Consider the following 21,024-nt stretch of genomic DNA (forward strand, 5'->3'; position numbering starts at 1 on the left):
AATATGATATAAATTACCTTACTTTTACGATAACAATTTTTAATGTTGCTAATTCTCTATCAATTAAGTGTATTACGAGCAATTTTTTAGCTTGGTTCAGTCTTCGCCTTATATGTTAATTTACGCCATAAAGCCTCTAACGGACCTTGCTTCCACTTCGTTAGCCAAATTTCTGCCAAGATCATTTGCGCCACAATAATACCGATAGCAATTAACACACCAGTAGAAACACTAACTTTTCCATACCAGCCTAATCCAAATTGATAAAATATACATGTTCCGATAATGGATTGAAGTATGTACATCGTTAACGACATTCGCCCAATTTTTGCAAAGGGACTAAGCAATTTTGGGACAACTGGCAGCAGACATAGTAATACAATGAGCCCTATATAACCGATTGATAATATCGGACCACCCATATAGACCTTTATATAATCTAGCAAATACGTACGAGTATAGATGATTGGGGTACTTTTTAAAAAAATACCAACTGCGAGCCCTACTATTGTTAATACCAGCCATAGCCACTTTAGCTCTTTCGCTCGCTCTACTAAATGCCATTTAGAAGCAGCAGCACCGATTAACATAAATGGTAATACCATAAACAATGACGCAATCCACATTCCTATACCTGCCTGAACAGATAGGTCTGATAAGCGTTGTAAAAATGCATCCACCCAACTACCTGTGCCATAAGAAGTAATTGCTTTTTCCACATCCGTAATATTTAAATACGTATCAACCTTCGTATTAAAGCTAATATAACCTACGACAAACAACATAAAAACATGCATACATCCATTGATTATAATGCCGGTTAATAAAAGCCAGATTGGCTGTAAACGTAGAAGTAACAGTAAAAAAATACCACAAAATGCATACATCATTAAAATATCTCCCCACCAAATAAGGACCGCATGCACCAAACCAAACATAAATAATACAATAAGCCTTCGAAGACCTGTTCCATAAAAGTTTTGTTCACGACTTTGGGCTTTTTGCCATTGCATCGCTAGCCCATAGCCAAATAACATAGAAAATAACGGATAAAAGCTGCTTTGCACATAGATATCTAAATTTTGCTGCCAAACAATATCTGACGGTGTTGTAAACCATGATCCTAAATCAATATGTGGCATTGGCAAATAAAAAGCATACATATTAACGAGCAAAATGCCTAGTAAGCTCATTCCACGTAAAATATCTAATGTTGCAATACGCTCCTGCAACATCGTCGGTTTTAAATTCACAAAATAGCCTCCTCTTCTTTCTTATCACGTACATTGCAATTTGCCCCTTCTGCATGTAGGTAAGCCATATCAACGCTCACTTTCCATGCAGAAGTTTGCAGCTTGCAGTTTAACGCTTATGAAAGGAATACTACCTAATTTCACAGGCGAAGGTTTCCCTACGCATAAAGTGCCTGCTCAATATCAAACAAGTACAACACTTTTTCATTCACTTGTATGTGTAAAATCGATTCAATCGCCTCACTATAAACTCGTAGTTGTACACCATAGCGGCCTATAAGTTCCTTCGATAGCGCTGGCTCCTCCGCAAATTGAGAACTAATGCGGTCTGTTTTATAATCGAGTAATATCCAATTGCCATAAACATCCTCAAACAAGCAGTCCACAATCCCCTGTACAATCTGCGCATCTCCGTCCTCATCGACATGACTAATGGTAAATGGCATTTCTCTACGAATTTGCTTTGCGTTTTTGAAGCGTTGACCAATATCAGTTGTAAAGAAACGGAAAATTTTCTCACATGGAACGATTTTGCTTTCCGCATCTGTTAGCAACTGTTTTGCCACTAACTCCGCTACAAATTGCTCCACCTCTTGCACTGTTGAAAAACCACACTGTGGTACATGCTGCATAGCTGTATGGACGGCCGTTCCCATTTCTGCGCCTGTTAGCTGCTTGTCCTGTAAAAAGGTTGGTCTTGGTGCAATAGTAGCCTTGTCTTTTTTAGGTGCAGTAAAATAGTATTCTGGCTCTTCTTGACGTTGTAAACTTTCTACACGTTTAATTTCACTTACGGATGTTTTCGAGCGTTTCAGAGTCGATTTTTGAAATGCATACTGCGCTTGGAAGCGAGCAGTAATTTCTGCGAGTAACTCTGCATCCTCTGGTGCTTCTAGCATCTGTTGTACGTCGCTATCGAGTGCTTGCGTGTCATACATAAAATGATATGTTGGAATTGCACGGATCCACCAACGTGATGCATCTTGTCTAGCCTTATATGGAGAACTTGCGATTGATGCAAAATCAGCATGTCTTGCAACAGCAGGTCCAACCCAGTCAAAATAACTATTTGCACGTGCACGTAAATAATCTTGTAACGGTGCATCCACAGCCAAGTTTTGAGCGTCCTGCCAAGCATCACGTGTTTTCCCCCAGCTTTTTACTGAGCCTACTAAAATAAGTCGTTCCTTGGCGCGTGTCATCGCTACGTATAATACACGCATTTCTTCGGCTCTCATTTCAAGCTCTTTTTTCTCCTTCATCGCAAGAAACGGTAAAGAAGTATAGGTTATGCGATTTTCTGGATCAATCGCCTTAACCGCAAGCCCATAATCCTGGTCGAATAAATATGGATTGTGAAAATCCATTTTATTGAAAGGACGTCCCATTCCTGCAACAAAAACAACTGGGTACTCTAACCCTTTGGATGAGTGGATGGTCACAAGTCTTACTACATCATCTTTTTCACCAATGGACTTTGCCGTTCCTAAATCATCGCCACGTGTTCGCATCCGGTCTATAAAGCGCAGGAAGCGGAATAAGCCTCGAAACGACGTTTTTTCATACATTAATGCTCGATCATGTAAAACGCGTAGATTTGCTTGTCGTTGTTTACCATTTGGCATTGCGCCAACCATTTCATAATAATGCGTATCTAAGTAGATTTTCCAAATTAAATCTGACAAAGATCCTCGTCGTGCTAAATCTCGCCAGTTTTCAAATGCCAGCATAAAACGTTGAAGCTTCTCAAATGTTTCGGATTGTACACCATGTCCTTCACTTCGAATAAACTGCCTTAATGCATCGTAGAACGGTGTTTTTGTATCCGCTAAACGAATTTTGGCTAACTCATTTTCTGTTAAACCTACAAAAGGTGCGCGCAACACAGAGGCTAGTGGAATGTCTTGATACGGATTATCTACAACCTTTAGTGTATTGAGCATAATCATCACTTCAAGTGCATCAAAATAACCTTTAGATGACTCTGCATAAAGAGGAATTCCAGCTAGCTTAAATTCTTCCACTAAATCGGTTGACCACGTCATCGAACGCATTAATATAACGATGTCACTGTATTTTAATGGACGCTCTGTTGCTGTTTTCGTATCGTATACTGTTGTGCCATCTTCCATCATTTGTCGAATTCGATCAATAATAAATCGTGCTTCATACTGTGATTTCTTTAGTTCCTCAAGCTCTGATGCCTCACTCAAACTCTCTTCCTGTTCTTCATCCAATGCCTCTTCCTCTAGTGGATGCAAAACGACGAGTTCAACAGGTACCTCTTTATCATCATACGGTGCTGCGGGCTTTAATGAAGCATTGTCATCATAGTGTATTTCACCAACACGTTCGCCCATAATTTGCGCAAATACAAAATTTGTAGCGTCTAAAACCTCACTACGGCTTCGGAAATTAGCATTCAAATCAATGCGCATGCCAGTCGCATCGGGATCCTCTGAAAATTCACCATACTTTCGCATAAAGAGCTTTGGCTCTGCTAAACGGAAGCGATATATACTTTGTTTTACGTCACCAACCATAAAAAGGTTGCCATCTTGCTCTTCACCAAGCTTGACTAATTGTAATATCGTTTCTTGTAGCATATTCGTATCTTGATATTCATCCACAAGCACTTCTTTAAAACGTTTTTTCAAATCTAGCGCAACAGGTGATGGCTGTAATTTTCCATCTACCTCTTCCGTTAAAATTTGCAGCGCATAATGCTCTAAGTCGGAAAAGTCGATAATTCCCCGCTCTAATTTTGCCAGACGGAAATGCTCGTAAAAAATAGTCGTCAATTCAACTAACGTTGCAATCGTTGGTGCCATTAGTCGTATTTCTTCAAGTAGACGGGCAGGTGTACGGACAAAATAGGTTTCTTTTAGCTTATTCATAATCTTTTTAGCAGACTCACGCTTTTTCTTTGCTAGCTCCTGAAGCTCTACATCGACTAAAGCATCCTTTGAAACACGCTTAAGTGTCGACCACTTCACAGTTGAAAAATAATCAAATAGCTGTTGCCACGTTCCTTCTTGACTAATCCGAATGCCTTCTTGAATCATTGCAAAATCGATTTCTGCCGTTTCAGCATAGGGAGCAGGGCCATCTGACTGAAGCGTAATGGCACGCATTTCAGAAATTAATACGAATGCTTCCTCCAGGCTATGCTTAACAGTCAATTTCACATATTTTGATAACTCTAAATCATCAATTGTCACATCATCCGCTAACTTATATGTTTCGGGTAAGCTTCGTAACCATTTTTTCGGTTCAGCATGAACGCGTGAAGTATCATAAAGCTTACTCATTAATGTTTCAATCGCCTGATCATCACGATCTGATGTAAAACTATCCACTAGTCGATAAATGGCGTTGATTTGTGCTTCATCCTCCGTATCGTAGGCTGATTCAAGCACATCAGCTAAAATATCATCTCTAAGCAACGCAATTTCAGCTTCATTCGCTATTCTGAAACCTGGGTCTATATCGAGCATATAAGCATACTGCTTCACGATGGCTAAACAGAAAGAATGCAATGTTGATATTTGCGCTTTATTGACAAGACTCAATTGACGTCGCAAATGGTTAGACGTTGGATTTTCTGCAATCGCCTTCTCAAGTGCCTCTGCCATACGATGGCGCATTTCAGCCGCCGAAGCATTGGTAAACGTTACAACAAGTAATTCATCCACATTAATTGGGTTTTCTGTTGCTACAACCTTCTCAATCATGCGATTAATGAGCACTGCTGTTTTACCAGAACCAGCTGCTGCTGAAACAAGGGTATCTTGCCCACTTGCATAAATCGCTTTCCACTGATCATCTGTCCAAGTGACATTTGCTGGCTTCAAGGGTATTTGCTGCACCATGTTAGTTCATCTCCTCCCGAATTTTTTCGACAACCTCTACCGGCTTTACTTGCGGTAACTGACGATAGCTTTGTTTACCATCGGATGGGTCAAATTGGCACACTGATGCAAATTGACAATAATCACAGGCTGTTTTCGATTTTAGTTTATAAGGGCTAATAGCTGTGTCCCCTGCTAAAATACCATTTCCTGCTTCTTGGTGCTTACGGCGCACAAAATGTTGCAAGTTTTTCATATCATTAACAGGCACAATACGCGATTGTAATTCTGACGGTGTACCATCCTTTTTCATATAAACAGGGATGATTTGTGAGTGCCCACTTGCTTCCTCCAGTTGCTCGTCCATCGATAAAATAGCTTCTGGATTTTCTGTTAAAAGCCCCTTCATCTTATATTGCTTTAAACGATCTTCTTCAATTTCACTATCACTTAAGTCTTTATCAAGTTTTAGCATTGGATTATGGACGTGAACATAAAGCACACCAGCAGGCTCTGCATCGCCAGGTAGCCAATAGGATGCATTTTCCATCGCTACATCTAAATAAGTTAACACCTGCAATGATAGGCCATGATATACCTCGTTCAAATCTAAATCACGGGCAGACGATTTATAATCGACGATACGTAAATAGGAACGATCATCTATAGACGCACTATCCACACGGTCAATACGACCTCGCATAAACATTTTTTTGCCACCATGTAAATCAATTTCCAATGGCGGAAGCTGTTCGTGTTGCCCTGGTCCAAACGATGCTTCGATAGCTATTGGTTTAAAATGAGAAACATTCGCGTGCTGTGTCAGTGCCATCATTGTGCGCTCTACAATACGGATAAGCTTACGCTGGATATAACGATAGCGTGCACTAGATAACAAAATTTGATGTGAGAATACGGGCACAATTTGCTCTACAGCCTGTCGTGCAAGCTGTTGAATTTGCTGCTTTGTTAAACGAATCCAAGATAGTTGTAAACGATGCGTCTCTTCTGTAATCCATTTCAATGCCTCATGGAATAAATCACCCATTGCAAATGTTTCTAAACGATATTCTGCACGTTCTTCCAAGCGCAGCCCATAAGTTGTGAAATGTGAAAACGGACAACGGAAGTATTTCTCAATCCGTGACACACTAGATGTTAGCTTACGACCATATAACTCTTGTGTAATATAGCCTTCCAGTGGTTCTGCCTCATTTTTATGTGTAATTGGATGCATTAGTCGATGTAAAATTAACGCCCAATATGGATCTTGCTCATAATATTTTTGTAAAGCTACCCATTCTGGTGCTAGCTCACGGCTGTGCTCTGCTTGGCGTAACTGTAGCGTTAAATGGGCTAGTGCTGTACGAGGATGTCGTAAATAAGGCAATACATTATTATCGAGCAATTCAATTGGATCTATTACAACACGCTCGACATTTACCCCGCTTAAAAGCCCTGCTGTTTTATCATTTCCGATAATCTTCTTAATATATAACGAGGATAATAGTGCTTTCCCCTCTTCATCTGCCGTCGAATAAGTCATATAAAGCTTATCTGACGGTGTTGTAATTGCACGATATAGTAAAAAGTTTTCCTGCAGTAATCTATTTTTGGATGTTGGGGCTAATTCATAGCCAATATGCATAAACCATTCACGTTCGGTGTCAGACAGCAATCCTTCATAATCCATACGAGTAGGATAAACGCCATCGTTCATTCCAAGAACAAAGGCAACTTTAATATGCGATAACCGAGCTAAATCGACTGTTGCCACCATCACTTCATCTAAAGTAGGTGGAATACGGGAGAATTCTAATGTATCGAATCCTTCATCTAAAATTTTTGCCGCTTCTTCCACAGACATTTCCTGCTCACCAAACATGTAAACAAACTGATCGAGTACAGCAACCCATTCTTTCCATGCTTGATCATGCTCACTTGCGGCTAATGCTTCTCCTCTATCAATTTCACGATCTTTCATGATTTGAAGCTTGTCATATACTTGGACTTCTTCTACAAGCTCATATAACGCAGTTGCCACATCTCTACCTGTTGTCGCTTGCATAAGCTTGTCCTGTAATACTTTTAATGGTGCACGAATGATATCACGAATTGCTTCGATTTCTGTCTGCATCGCACGCTCTTCATCTGTTTGAACACGGGAATGGAATTCAAGACCTCGATATTTTTTGTAAAACCAACGAGCTTCTTCAAACCAACGTTCTCCGTATATTCCTTGTGCTAAACAGTAATTTTCTAGGCGATCTGCACGCTCCCTCCAAACAGTTTGCTCAGCATGCAACGGGAAAAACAAATCTGTTTTCACACTTCTAAAAAGCGGTTCATATTTCCAATTAGAAGTAATAACCTCCAATGCAGAACGACTAAACTCAATTAATGGATGATGGAGCATCGTTTTTTTCGAGTTCACAAAAATAGGAATGTCGTATTGTTGGAAAATTGTTGAAATAAGCGGATCATATACATCTGCTTGTCTATAAAGTAACACTATATCTTGATAACGATAGCCCTCCTGCCTTGTCAGCTTCGTTATTTCCCGGGCAATGGCGTGAATCTCAGCCCGTCGATTCGACGCTTCAAAGACCTTCACATCGCCTGTTGAATTTTTCGTTTTTGGCACCATATTTTCAAATGTTGCTTCGACATGACGTAAATCTTCTGACTGGAATCGATGTGTTTTGATAAAATGCAATGGTGCATCTACCTCAATGCCATTTTCCTGTGCTATATCATGCAAACGCTGATTTGTAATTGCCGCTTCATTGAAGAGCGCTTGCTCATCATAGACTTCTTCTATATGGTCAAACGGCAGCACTACGGTTACCTGCTTTGACACCTTTAGCAGTTCTTTTACAAGCTCTAGCTCTCTTACAGTAAAGGCAGTAAAGCCATCTATATAAATTGTCGCCTGTTTCATTGTCTCTGAAAATTTCAACTGCTCGGTTAAAATCGGATAGTATCCCTCACTATCGACATAAGTCGTGCCAAGTCGTTCTTCTAATGCTTGTAAAACGATTTGTAAATCATTTGTTTTCGCCTGCAATGTATTCGGTGCATCAATAGCCTTTAAAGAAGCTGTCACTTCAGCTAATACCGAACTGTTCACACTATAACGGCTAAATTCACGTAATAACGATTCGATTTCCTCAGTAAAGCCCCGTTTACCAGCAGCTTGTCGAAATAGAGAGAAATCACTTTTTTGCTCCTCTAGTAATTTTCGAATAAGCATCCGATAACCATAGCCATTTACTTCTTGGCGAGCAATACCACCTGTTTCTTGTAATACAAGCCAAGCCAAACGTTTAAACGTCATCACTTGTGCACGTATTAGCCCGTGTAAGCCATGTCTATTTGTAAGCTCATATTCAGTTGAATAAGACATTTGGTCAGGGACAATGATAAAAATAGGGTGACCTAATGGATCTGTTGATAATTGCTCGACTATCTCTCTATGAATAAACGCTGATTTTCCGGTACCTGCACGTCCTGATACAATTCGTAATGTCATTCACTCTTCCCCCTATTCGTAAAAAATCAAATCTATTATAAAAAGTTTATTGTAATTGTTTCACTATAATTCTCCAATAGTTAAACTAATGCTAAATGAAATAAAAAAGACCCTCCTACCATTTTACATGATACAAGGGACTGCATGTGCAGATTCAGCCTAGAAGATTATTCATTTTTCGTCATTTTTCGCACACGTTTCAAATCTCTTTCCACTCGAGCGTTCAATCGCTTCTCTATTAGCTTGCCAATCCACCATAACAAGACAATGGCTACCCCAGCAATAATCAGTCGTATCGGACTTGTTAACAGCGATTTTAAATCATAGCCAAGAACACTCATCCCTAAAATCATTACGAATTTTCCTGCTAATAGCACCGTTAAATAATATTTTTTATGAATATGAGAAAGTCCCGCAACTATATTGACAATCACTGAAGGAGTAAATGGAAAGCACAGTAATACAAACAATGGGCTAATTCCGTTCATATCAACCCATTTGATAAGCTTCTGTACCTTTTTCCCTCGCGTTACAAAACGCAGCTTCGGATGCTTTCCGAAATGTCGAACAAGCAAAAAAACTGCATATGAGCCAGCTACTGAACCCAACCAAGATAATAAAAATCCAATCCATAATCCAAACGCACTCGCATTTGCGACAACGAACACAACTAGCGGTAAAAATGGAAAAAAAGCCTCTAAGAAAGGTAGTACCACACCTATTATTGGGCCTAGTGTTCGGTATTGTGCCGCAACATGCTCAATATTTTCTACAGTAAACCATTCATTCACTATTGCCACCTCTACTTATATTGCAAAATTACATGTAAGATCGTAAGCTCTTCTGAAGCGTTTTGATATTCGTGTGCTTGATGTCCAGAAAATACCAAGGTTTCTCCTTCAGTTAAAGTTTCATGCATTACGCCAGCAGAAATAATAGCTTGTCCATGAATAACAGTTACAGTTTCTTCTACCCCTTCTGTATGGGCTTCACTCCTACTTGTCGCTCCTGGCTCCATTTCTACTTTATAAAATTCCCAGCCACGTTCAGGATCATAAGGAATAATTGAATAGACTCGATAACGGCCATCGTCTTCATCGACATGTGGCGCATTTTTACTGCTAAACTTCATAAAATGTGCTATCGGTGGCTGTAAAAGGGATGAAAATGATATTCGAAGTCCTGCAGCTATTTTCCAAATTGTTGAAACAGTTGGATTCGCTTCACCTTTTTCAATTTGCGCAAGCTGTGCTTTACTTACGCCTGTTGCTTTTGCCACATCATCTAAGCTTAAACTACGCTGCTGTCGTATTTTTTTTAATTGGAATGCTAAATTTCGACTCATTTGTTCCATCTTGACTCACCATTTCCTATTGTTTATTTTATCGGACATATGTATACTTTAATAAACATATGTGAATTATCAAACTATTCCATTATAAGTATACATGGAATTTTTTTCGAAAGGATGACCTATTTATGACAAGCACAACAGATCTTCATAATGAATCAACAACCGCTACAGAAGATAGCTTTTTACAAGGAATTAAAGATTGTGTACCTACTTTACTCGGTTATATAAGTATAGGACTGGCATTCGGTGTTGTAGGTTCCGCTTCTGGACTATCTGTAGTTGAAATTGCATTACTTACAATACTCGTTTACGCAGGCTCTGCTCAATTTATTTTTTGCGCACTTTTGCTAACGAGTAGTCCTGCCTCTGCTATCATTGTAACCATTTTTGTCGTAAATCTACGTCATTTATTAATGAGTTTAACATTGGCACCTCATTTTACGCGCTATTCTATGCTACGAAATGTCGGGTTCGGGACATTATTAACAGACGAAACATTTGGTGTAGCCGTAACCAAACAAATGCAAAATGGAAAACTACATGGCAAATGGATGGATGGACTGAATATAACAGCGTACGCATTTTGGATTTTATCTTGCGTCGCAGGTGCTTTTTTAGGCCAATGGGTAGCAAATCCCGAAAAGTGGGGCTTAGACTTTGCATTAATCGCCATGTTTGTTGCTTTACTCGTGCTACAGCTTAGTAGCGTCGGAAAAAATAAAATCATGCATTACCTTATGTTAATTGGCTATATGGTTGTCATTATGTATGGCTTATCTTATCTCGTTCCTTCGCATTTAGCAGTGCTACTTGCAACTGTTATTGTAGCAACAATTGGGGTGGTGACAGATAAATGACGACAACAGCTTCTATGGTATGGCTGATTATCGGTTGCGCCTTAGTGACTTGGTTACCCCGTATTATTCCATTTATGTTTGTTCGCAGTGTGACGCTGCCAGATGTTGTGTTAAAATGGCTTAGCTTTATCCCAGTTTGTATTCTTAGTGCCCTTGTTATCGAAAATTTATTGGATACTGAAAGCAAAAGTTTCGTTACGCTGGATTGGCCTGTCTTTATAACTTTTGTGCCTACACTAATCATTGCGCTAGTCACAAAAAGCTTATCGATTACAGTTGTGGCAGGCGTTATAATAATGGCTGCTGTAAGATTCTTTATGTAATAAAGTATTTTACGTTTGCTTTTTCACTATAAAAAAATCCGCTTAGACGCTTGCGATAGTAGCACGAGGTGTAAGACGAATTAATCCATATAAGGATGAGTTCGTCTTACACAGTGCACGCAAATGCGACGCGGATTTTTATTTATTCCTGAAGGAGTTAGGAAGTCTTTAATGACAGCCTTCCTTATTTTTTTTGCATTTTGCTCGCCAACCAAAAACCAAAAGTTAACGAAAAAGCATCAACGACAAAAATAATAGGTGGGGAAGTATAACCTGCGTATACTGATGCGGCAATAAGTGCTATAGCTAAACCTAACGCCACATAACGGTTATACGTAATACGCGTAAACAATAACACGAGTAATGCTGGGAAAAATAATGCTAGCATCATTTTCCCATATAGATCTATCATAGTTCCCTCGGCTCCGCCAACAATAACCCAATTCGATAATGGTCATTGCTGTAAATTACATGCTGCGTAAGGCGAATTTCGTTATTACGGTCTAGCACCTCTAAACGACAATGTGCAGCATTTAATTGTAAAGCTTCATATAATTCAACTTCTGTAGTGATTGTGTGTCCGTTTACTTTACGAATACATTCCCCTGCAAGTAAGCCCATTTTTTCTGCGGGCGAATCAGGAAGCACAGCAGCAATAATAGCTCCTTTTGTACTTGGCGCAACCGCATACGATTCCGTTTTATCTTGCAAAGCATAATAAATTGAGATCATAATACGAATTAATGCCCCTACTGCTAATGTTATATAACCAATAATCGGTGCCAAAAATGATGCAAGTCCACCTATTAAAATCAGCTGTCCTAACAATATGACTGAACGCCCTATTTTCGGCAACTGAACAACAGGTAATTCTTTCCTTAACAGTTTTGAAAAACCGATAACTACAGGAAATAATACGAATGCAAAGTGATTATCTCCCAACGTAAACTGCGGCCAATATGGCAGTGATGATGGGATAATATTACCTGGAATAATAAAGAAAATAGGTAACACCCAAACATTCCTTGTTCGATAGACGATAGCCTGCATGCCACGCTTCGTATTTTCGATAGCAGGTGTTACAACTTGTTTAGCAGTACGGCGAATAAGTATACCTTCTACTATCACACATAGCCCTGTTATTATCGTAATTGTAACAACAGCCCCTGCTAATAAATCGACGCCTTCCAACGAAAGCTTCCACCAGGAGAACGACCAGTTATACTGGTACATCGCCCATAATGCAAGAGTTGCGATTGCCATTGTGTAAATTGGTGACAATACATTAATGAAAAATAACAAGAGACCTAGTAAAGATATAGCCATTAGAATTAGTAAAAATGGTTTGGGTACAGTGAGCCCAAAACCTAGACTTATTAGTGAAATGACTAATGCATAAGGCCATCCACTCTTCCATTGTCCTATCAGCTCTGTCCAACCCCAAATAATACGTCTGTTAAAAAATCTTCGCTCTTGCTTTACACGTCTATACCCTAATAAGATAGCAACCACTATCGCAATATAAACTACTGGATTAAGTAAAAAGCGGCCAATCGCTGTTACAATTTCTATTAAAATGTTACTAACCATACGAACACCCGCCGTTTCTGTCATGAATACTATGCATTCATTGTATCAAACGACCACTGTCTTGCGTAGTAGTAACTGGTAGAAAGCATTTTATTTCCCGTCATTTTTACTAGATTTATAATATCTATTGCTCAATATTGTGCAACAGGAAGCTTGTTGCCATTTGGAATTGCAAGTCATTTTGACGATCTTCTTTATAAGCCTTTAACGTTCCATTTAAACTATTGAAGAATGTAGAATCTACATATACATCATTTTCTGCTGGCGGTAATTCTTTCTGCTTACGATAAAGCTTTACTGCCTCTTGAGTTGTCTCATCTAAATATCCATCTAATCGGTCAATTTGATAACCAAGCTTTTGCAATGCTTTTTGTGTATATGCGATTTCTTCGCTCATATTGCCTTCTTTGAATTGCCCTGTTAATGGATGCAATTGGAACGCAAATAACTCATTTTGTTCAATAACTAAACTAGCTTCAATGCCCTTCCCGTGGATCCATTCACGTTTTGGTGTAAGCCACTTATTTGTCGATAGCTTCAGTTCTCCCCCATTTGCAAGAGACCATGATTCCTGTACTGTGCCCTTACCAAAACTTTTAACGCCGACAAGGGAAGCACGATTCCAGCCTTTTAATGCGCCACTAAGTACTTCACTAGCCGATGCACTACCACCATTTTGAATAATGACAATCGGAATTTTATTCATCGTAGCTAAATATTTTTCATCAAAGCCCTTAGATTCAGTTTTTAACGGTTCCATAGCCCCCTCTGCATTTTGCATATAGGCAAATACTTTACCATTTTCTAAAATTGTACTTAGTAGCGCTGCGACGCTATGTAAATAGCCTCCAGGATTATCACGAACGTCAACAACGAGTCCTTCGACATCTTTGCGTAGTAGCTTACTTGTTTCTGCAACCCACTCATTTGCTGTCTTCTCACCAAATAACGAGATTTCTATATATCCTATCGAAGTATCCTCAACCTTCACTACCTCACTCGTTACGGTTTTATTGGAGATTGCAGCACGTTCCATCGTCATTTTAATATGCTTATCCTCACTTGGACGATAAACAACAATTGTAATCTTTGTCCCTTTGTCACCTTGAATCAAATGCATTAGTTCACTCATTGTTTTCCCATCTACTTTTACGCCATCAACTTGTACAATTTCATCGAGAGAGCGCATTCCAGCCTTTTCTGCTGGTGACGAACGAACAGGCGATACAACAATAAACTTTCCATTGTTTTCTGTCAGTTCAATACCGATGCCAACTCTTTCTTCTGCTAGCATTTGTCGATGTTGCTCAGCCTCTTCCTTCGTGTAATAGGTACTATACGGGTCCTTAATTGCATCTGCCATACCGCGTAAAGCACCTTCTACTAATTCTTCTTTTTTAGTGCTATATACTGATTTCTTTTCGATTAGTTGTAAAGCTTCGTTAATCGAATCAACTTCTGCGACTTGCACTTTTTTCTCTGCTCCATCAAACCAGTCAAAGTAAAATCCACTACCTATCAATAAACTGCTGACAAGTACCCCGACTCCTGCCGTAATTTTGCGCAAACCTTCCCTCCTCTGTCTCTTTACTGTATGAATTTTTATTTTCAAACATACAAAATAATGTTTTGGAATTCTAAATAAGCTCACGGGCTATACAAAATTGTTTGGGTGCCTGACACTTTTCAAAGAATCTGGCTACCTATAACGTAAAAATCCACTTCGCTTTCCGCGGGCACGACGTAAGCCGCAACCGTCGCTATCACGCCGTCTGTTGCGTCTTACGTTACGTGCGTTCCCACAGGAGGCTACGTGGATTTTTACTTAGATAGTCCTTCTGTCAGTGCTAAATGAATACAAAATTGTTTGGGTGCCTGGCACTTTTTAAAGAACCTAGCCTCCTATAACGTAAAAATCCACTTCACTTTCCGCGGGCACGACGGAAGCCGCAACCGTCGCTATCACGCCGTCTGTTGCGTCTTACGTTACGTGCGTTCCCACAGGAGGCTACGTGGATTTTCACTTAAATATACATAAAATAATCTAATAGCAGTGCTATAAAAATTCAGAATTGTTTGGGTGCCTGGCACTAAAAAAACCACCATGCATTCTACGGGCACAGTGGATTTGAGTTTAGCTCTTTATAAAAGTAAATTAATCTAATGCTTCAACAGTGTTTTTTAACATTTCGACATTCATTGGGCCTTCTATCGCTTGCTGAATAGCCCCAGTTGAATCAATGAAATACGTTGTTGGAATTGTAATGACCTGATAATCTGAACCAGCAGCATTTTCTGGATCAAGTAAAATCGGGAATGTAAGTTCAAAGCCATCTCTAAATGTCATGACCGAATCAATTTTTGCGTCAGCTGTTACGTCTCGCTCAGCTGACGTTAAATTAACAGCTAAAATTTCAACATTGTCCTCTTTTGCATATTGATCGTAATAATTTTGCATATGTGGCATTTCAGCCTTACACGGTGGACACCATGTTGCCCAAAAATTTAATACTACTTTTTTTCCGCGTAACTCACTTAACGTCACTTTTTCACCATCTAAATTAGTTAACGTGAAATCTGGCGGTGTATCTCCTTTTTTCAACCCAATTGTCCGTTCCTCTACTTCTTTACCAAGTGAGGCTGTTTCAATTTCGCGCTCTTTATCGATTTGCTGTTTAACATATGTACCAATCATCGCAGCTATTAACAACACGACTATAAGTAACCCAATATTTTTTTTCATTCTTTTCCTCCCATTCGTTGAATTCCTATACCTAACATAAGTAATAGGAAGCTTACTCCAACAGCCGGTTGCCAGAAGCCATTTGGCTGTAAAACAGCAACGACTACATACCCAGCTGTATACACTAATAGCGCTAGAGTTGTTTCTGTTACTTTCCATAATATGATAATTGTTAGTACGCTTAGCACTACCAAAGTGATGACTTCACTTTGGAGCGAATTGTCATTCAATAATACCACGAACCATTGATAAATGGATTGCGTTAAAATGATTGCCCAGCCACTTGCAATTACGCCTTCAGAATCGAATTGTAGCTGTTGTCGCTTCCACCACAATTGAAATATTAAGGCAACTGTTCCTAATAAGACTCCGACAGTTCCGCCATTAAAGTAAAGAAGCGTTAATGGTTGTGAAAGGACAGATTGAAAGTCCGTAATAATGACGCTAAATTTCCAAACAAGTATAAACGTAAAGATTGCATCGCCGTATACCCCTGACCATATTTTCGGGAATTGTATTCGCAAGACAAGCCATACGATGATAAATGCTGCTAATAATGCGACCGCCGTTGCTGGTAAAGTTAATGCACGAATTGAAAACCACTCAGTATTAATCACCTGAACAAATCCTCCACAGAAATAGATAATTTTAGCATAGCATAGATACTTTTATGAAAACTCACATTTCACACTGTGTTCAAAAATTTCCACAGAATACCTATTTTTGAACACATCACTTAAAAATACCCCTTATCGTATATAGTAATAAACATTTCTTTCGAATGCACGCTATAACCAAAAAAATCCCCTTTTCATTTTGTCACTTACACGCAAAAAAGAGCCGTCTCAATATGAGACGACTCACTTCATTAAATATCTATAATGGAATATATTTTAGTGGATTCACACTACCAACTGCTTGTCCTTGCCAAGAGCCGATGTGCACTTCAAAGTGTAAGTGTGGTCCTGTTGAGCGACCTGTACTACCCATTGCTGCAATTTGCTGCCCTTGGCTTACTTCGTCACCCACACTAACATTAAATGCACTTAAATGTGCATAAACTGTTGTGTAAATTTTTCCATCAATAGAGTGTGTTAAAATAACCACATTTCCGTAAGAGCTAAGTGGTGCGGCATAAGATACGACACCGTCAGCTGCTGCCCAAATCGGCGTACCTGTTTTATTGGCAAGGTCAACTCCATAATGGAATTCAGGACCAGCACCAAGATTACGCCAGCCATATGGTGATGTTAAACGACCATTTGTTGGTTTAATCCATGTTCCATCCGAAGCTGGAGCATTCACCGTAGAGCCACCAGAGCCTGAGTTCCCCGCTGCAGCTGCAGCAGCGGCTGCTGCTTTACGTTTTGCCTCTTGTTGACGAGCTACTTCCGCTAATCGATTTTGCTCTGAAATGATTTGCTGCTGTAATTCAGCACTAATTTCAAGCGCCTCTGAATATTCTTTTTCAAGTAATACTTTTTCTGACTTTAGTTTTGCTTGTTCCTTTTCTAACTGCTCCACTAAAGTATTTTTCTCTTTTTTCTGTCCATCTAATGATGCTTTTAGACGCTCTAGCTTTGCTTTCTGCTCTTCAAGCTTTTGACGTTTGCTTTCTAGTACTTGCTTTTGCTCTTCTAATGTTTGCTTGTCCTGTTTCTGATCGCGAATAATTTGACGATCCGCTTCAAGTAATGCATTTACAGCAGAGAATCGGTCGATGAAATCTACGAAGCTATTAGAACCTAGTAGCACATCTAAATAGCTAACTGAGCCCCCAGCTTGAATTGCACGTGCACGATCTTGTAATAATAAATCACGCTCTTCAATTTTGCGAAGAAGCTCTTCAATTGTACCTTCTAATTCTTTTATCTCTGCATTTGTAGATTGAATTTCTGCCAATACATTTTTAATACTACTATTTGTAGTTTCGATTTCAGCGTTTAACGCTTGAATTTGATCTAGTAATTTTTGCTGCTTTTCTTCATTTGCACTAATAGCATTTTCTTTATTGCTAATAGAAGAATTCAATTGATTTTTCTTTGTTTCTACTTGTTTTTTCTCTTCTTTTAAATCCGTTAAACTAGTTGCATACGCTGTTGGAGTTTGGATAATAAGAAGTAGTGCCGTTGTTGCTGCAAATGCTTTAATCGTGTTTTTTGCCTTACTTTTCATTTATTGAACTCCCCTTCGTCTATTTAATTCCATTTTTCTGACTATGTACGCCGTCATAAACGGCTTTTTTATTGCGCTACATCTCTGACTAAATATTAAGTACGCGCCTCGGCATTTTTGCGAACAAGTTTTATTCGAGCCTGGTCAAAAGTCTCCTCATAAAACTCTGTGACAATCACCGTGATCTTTAACTTGATTCAGGGGGGAATCCACATAGAATCCAGTGTATCCCCCACTTATATCTAAGTACATCTGCTGAAGCAAGTTAAACTTTTAAAAATTTACGTACAGACATGAAGCTTCCCCAAATACCAATAAGCACACCAATAAGCAATAGTAGACCACTTACTTGATAGACAAGCGGTGAGAAGTCAAGAAGCTGAACGAGCTCACCTTGTAAACGAGGTGCAATAATTCTATATACATTGTGATAAAGTGTTGTGATAACCGCAATCGGGATGATAGAACCTAATATCCCAAGCCACATACCTTCTAAAAGAAATGGAATACGCACAAACGAATTTGTTGCACCTACTAGTTTCATAATTTCGATTTCATCGCGACGTGCGATTATCGTAATACGAATCGTATTAGAGATTAAGAAAATAGCTGTGAATAATAACCCTAAAATCAGCACAAGACCTACATTACGACTAATATTTAAGAAGTTGAAAAGTTTTTCTACCTTACCTTCACCGTACTTCACATCGTATGTATATTCATACTTATTAATTGTCTTTGCAACCTTGGCAGTTTGCTGTGGATCTGTTGCCTTCACATAAATAACATTTCGTAACGGGTTACTTTGCTCAAAAAGCTTAAAGTCATCCCCAAAATCTTTCACTAACTTTGTCAATTCGTCTTCCTTTGTGGAATAAGTAAATTCCGCAACATCAGGCAATTTTTCTATTTTTGCTAGCAACGCTTTTTCAGCAGCTTCATCTGCTGTTTCATCGATCAACACTTTTATTTCAACATCGTTCTCTAAATCAGATGCTACTTTATTTAAGTTCATCATAATTAGCGAGAATACACCTACTAATATCAAAGTCACTGTAACCGCGCTGACAGAAGCAATTGTCATCCAGCTATTACGACCAAGTGATTTTATACTCTCTCGGAAGTGTCGTTTTACTGTATTAAATTTCATAGCCGTAGTCACCTCCGTGCTCATCACGGACAATCATACCGCCCTCAATCGCTATAACTCGACGACGAATGGTATTCACAATTTCGCGGTTGTGGGTTGCCATTACAATTGTCGTTCCCCGTGCATTAATTTCTTCAAATAAATTCATAATCTCCCAAGATGTCTCAGGGTCTAGATTCCCTGTTGGCTCATCTGCAATTACTACTTTAGGTACATTCACAATAGAACGCGCAATAGAAACACGTTGCTGTTCTCCACCAGAAAGTTCATTCGGGAACATTCTTGCCTTATGCTTTAATCCGACAAGATCTAAAACTTCCATAACTCGACGTCGGATTTCAACTGGCTCCTCTTCAATTACCTCTAATGCAAATGCTACGTTTTCATAGACATTTAATCTTGGAAGTAATTTGAAATCTTGGAAAACCACACCGAGTTGACGGCGCAAGAAAGGTACTTTTTTATTTTTTAAACCACCTAAATTAATACCATTAACAGTAATTTCACCTGAAGTTGCTTTTTCCTCACGGTACATTAATTTGATAAATGTCGATTTACCTGCACCACTTGGACCAACAACATAGACAAATTCACCTTGTTTTATATTAACCGAAATGCCATTTGTCGCAACTACACCATTCGGATACTTCTTTGTCACATTTTTCATTTCTATCATGTTTTTTAAACCACCTAAACCTCTTATATGTAAGATGTATTCTTTTTCTATTATATCACTCAATCTATGTTTTTTTATTACAGTTTTATTTCATTCGTTGGCATTATATTCTATTTATTTAATGTTTTTTGGAATATTATTTAAAAAACCACCAAATGACAACAAATAAAAACAGGAATCGATGGAAGGTTATAGTGATTCCTGTTTCCTATTAGCAAATAATGAATATAAAAAGAGCATTCAAGCTATTTAGTTGCCTAGCCTGAATGCTCTTTATTATTTTATACTTGTTGCTCGTCAGTAGTTGTATAACGAATTAAAACTGCTCCTGTTTTCGATTCCCCTTCGATAAATAAGCGATTCGCATTTTCCACTTCTTTATCAAATCGAACTACTTTAGTTAAGAATTGATCCTGTGTTTCAATTTTCGACGTATCTTGAATACCTACATCCACTTTACCAAAGTTAGTTACAATTTTTCCGCTTAAAGACATTGTTCGTGGTACATATATTTCTACTGCTCCGGCAACTGTATGTGCTTTAATTTTTGATGAATTACTAGAGCATGTTGTCACAACAACATGTCCATTTATAGATTTTGCCTCAACTTCATCTAAAGCCCCATCTAAATAAACACGACCATTCAATGTTTCAGCTTCTAAATCTTTACCACGTACATCAGTTAGTTCGATCGAGCCATTCGATGAATCCACTTCTGCCTTCGTAAATACTAGCTTAGAGCCCTTAATCGCACCATTAAGTGTTTTAAGTTTTAATTGATCTAGCTCAATATCTTGCAAGGCAACACTACCGTTCATTAAACGGACTGACAATTTATCTAACTTTTCCTTTGGCACAAGCAATTGTACATTCACCTGCACAAGCTTTAGCTGACTTAAAATTCTAAGTGAGCCTTCCTCGCTCTTAACAACAAATTGTTCCAAGAAATGGTTACGTGTTTCTTCCTCGTTATCATTAAGTAGTGGTGCCTTTACTTTACAGATGATTTGGAAGTTATCACCCTCACACGTTTCTAATGAAAAATTGCCATTCGGTAATTCAACAATGACATTTTCTACATTCTCTGCTGCTAGTTCTTCTGTATGTGTAAATTCAAATTTATCTCCAAATGGTGAAGAAACATCAAATTCTTTTACTTTTTTAACTGCCGTATTCATCATATCCATAAAGATCGAACCGATTTGCGATAAATCTTTACGAAAATCATGCATTTCATCTTGGAAATGTTTAGTGAAGTCTGCATCTTTTTTCTTTTGTTCTTCTTTAAACTCTGGATCTTTAAAGATAGATTCTTTCTCTGTTGAGGATTGCTGACCCATATTCGACACATCGCTATTACTACTTTGAGTGGACTTGCTAGGTTGCTCTAATGCTTCTAATAATGTAATCGCCTCTTGCGCTGAAATTGTACCTTTTTCCACAAGTTCTAAAATTCGTTGACGTTCATTTTGCATAATCATATAGCCTCCCACAGATTGTTATATCTATTTATACGTATC

Annotated in this window: 16 protein-coding genes; 2 read left to right on the forward strand and 14 right to left on the reverse strand. The window is 38.7% G+C overall.

The window, feature by feature from the left end:
- Window positions 1–86: 86 nt before the first annotated feature.
- The 5 genes from ACIP9C_RS09075 to ACIP9C_RS09095 all read right to left on the reverse strand — a co-directional run bounded on the left by ACIP9C_RS09075 (window position 87) and on the right by ACIP9C_RS09095 (window position 9,990).
- On the reverse strand, window positions 87–1,253 hold the full coding sequence (locus tag ACIP9C_RS09075) for a DUF418 domain-containing protein (protein ID WP_401009822.1): 1,167 nt from the start codon (window positions 1,251–1,253) through the stop codon (window positions 87–89).
- 158 nt (window positions 1,254–1,411) lie between these two features.
- Entirely contained in the window at window positions 1,412–5,125 is a 3,714-nt protein-coding gene (gene addA / locus ACIP9C_RS09080) for a helicase-exonuclease AddAB subunit AddA (protein ID WP_401009825.1), read from the reverse strand.
- A gap of 1 nt (window position 5,126) precedes the next feature.
- Entirely contained in the window at window positions 5,127–8,636 is a 3,510-nt protein-coding gene (gene addB / locus ACIP9C_RS09085; protein ID WP_401009827.1) for a helicase-exonuclease AddAB subunit AddB, read from the reverse strand.
- Between the two features lie 167 nt (window positions 8,637–8,803).
- Complete coding sequence (locus ACIP9C_RS09090; protein WP_340826308.1) at window positions 8,804–9,427, reverse strand: TVP38/TMEM64 family protein; 624 nt, start codon at window positions 9,425–9,427, stop codon at window positions 8,804–8,806.
- 11 nt (window positions 9,428–9,438) lie between these two features.
- Window positions 9,439–9,990 (reverse strand): helix-turn-helix domain-containing protein, encoded by a 552-nt coding sequence (locus ACIP9C_RS09095; protein WP_401009829.1) that lies wholly within the window; start codon window positions 9,988–9,990, stop codon window positions 9,439–9,441.
- 125 nt (window positions 9,991–10,115) lie between these two features.
- Here ACIP9C_RS09095 and ACIP9C_RS09100 point away from each other — a divergent pair, with 125 nt between their 5' ends.
- Together ACIP9C_RS09100 and ACIP9C_RS09105 are read left to right on the forward strand one after the other, a co-directional pair.
- The gene (locus ACIP9C_RS09100) at window positions 10,116–10,847 is read left to right on the forward strand and encodes an AzlC family ABC transporter permease (RefSeq protein WP_401009831.1); all 732 of its coding nucleotides are present in this window, start codon (window positions 10,116–10,118) and stop codon (window positions 10,845–10,847) included.
- Window positions 10,844–11,170, forward strand: coding sequence for an AzlD domain-containing protein (locus ACIP9C_RS09105; protein WP_401009833.1), 327 nt, complete (start codon window positions 10,844–10,846; stop codon window positions 11,168–11,170). Before ACIP9C_RS09100 ends, ACIP9C_RS09105 begins: the two co-directional genes overlap by 4 nt.
- A 184-nt stretch (window positions 11,171–11,354) precedes the next feature.
- On the opposite strand, the gene ACIP9C_RS09110 is transcribed toward ACIP9C_RS09105, so the two are convergent.
- From ACIP9C_RS09110 to ACIP9C_RS09150, 9 genes are all read right to left on the reverse strand, one after another.
- Complete coding sequence (locus ACIP9C_RS09110; RefSeq protein WP_340826541.1) at window positions 11,355–11,579, reverse strand: CsbA family protein; 225 nt, start codon at window positions 11,577–11,579, stop codon at window positions 11,355–11,357.
- Window positions 11,579–12,760: a PDZ domain-containing protein gene (locus tag ACIP9C_RS09115; protein WP_401009835.1), complete on the reverse strand. Its 1,182-nt coding sequence runs from the start codon at window positions 12,758–12,760 to the stop codon at window positions 11,579–11,581. Before ACIP9C_RS09115 ends, ACIP9C_RS09110 begins: the two co-directional genes overlap by 1 nt.
- A gap of 124 nt (window positions 12,761–12,884) precedes the next feature.
- A complete protein-coding gene (locus ACIP9C_RS09120; RefSeq protein ID WP_401009837.1) occupies window positions 12,885–14,327 on the reverse strand; it encodes a S41 family peptidase in 1,443 nt (480 codons plus the stop codon).
- A gap of 588 nt (window positions 14,328–14,915) precedes the next feature.
- A complete protein-coding gene (locus ACIP9C_RS09125; protein WP_401009839.1) occupies window positions 14,916–15,503 on the reverse strand; it encodes a peroxiredoxin family protein in 588 nt (195 codons plus the stop codon).
- Complete coding sequence (locus ACIP9C_RS09130) at window positions 15,500–16,120, reverse strand: hypothetical protein (protein ID WP_401009841.1); 621 nt, start codon at window positions 16,118–16,120, stop codon at window positions 15,500–15,502. The genes ACIP9C_RS09125 and ACIP9C_RS09130 overlap by 4 nt, the downstream gene beginning before the upstream one ends.
- A 259-nt stretch (window positions 16,121–16,379) precedes the next feature.
- Complete coding sequence (locus ACIP9C_RS09135; protein WP_340826316.1) at window positions 16,380–17,678, reverse strand: murein hydrolase activator EnvC family protein; 1,299 nt, start codon at window positions 17,676–17,678, stop codon at window positions 16,380–16,382.
- 265 nt (window positions 17,679–17,943) lie between these two features.
- Window positions 17,944–18,828, reverse strand: coding sequence for a permease-like cell division protein FtsX (gene ftsX, locus ACIP9C_RS09140; protein ID WP_401009844.1), 885 nt, complete (start codon window positions 18,826–18,828; stop codon window positions 17,944–17,946).
- A complete protein-coding gene (gene ftsE, locus ACIP9C_RS09145) occupies window positions 18,818–19,504 on the reverse strand; it encodes a cell division ATP-binding protein FtsE (protein WP_401009845.1) in 687 nt (228 codons plus the stop codon). Before ftsE ends, ftsX begins: the two co-directional genes overlap by 11 nt.
- Before the next feature lie 281 nt (window positions 19,505–19,785).
- Entirely contained in the window at window positions 19,786–20,979 is a 1,194-nt protein-coding gene (locus ACIP9C_RS09150; protein ID WP_401009847.1) for a DUF4097 family beta strand repeat-containing protein, read from the reverse strand.
- Window positions 20,980–21,024: the final 45 nt, after the last annotated feature.

The sequence above is a fragment of the Lysinibacillus sp. NPDC093210 genome, from assembly GCF_044753985.1.
Classification (GTDB): domain Bacteria; phylum Bacillota; class Bacilli; order Bacillales_A; family Planococcaceae; genus Lysinibacillus.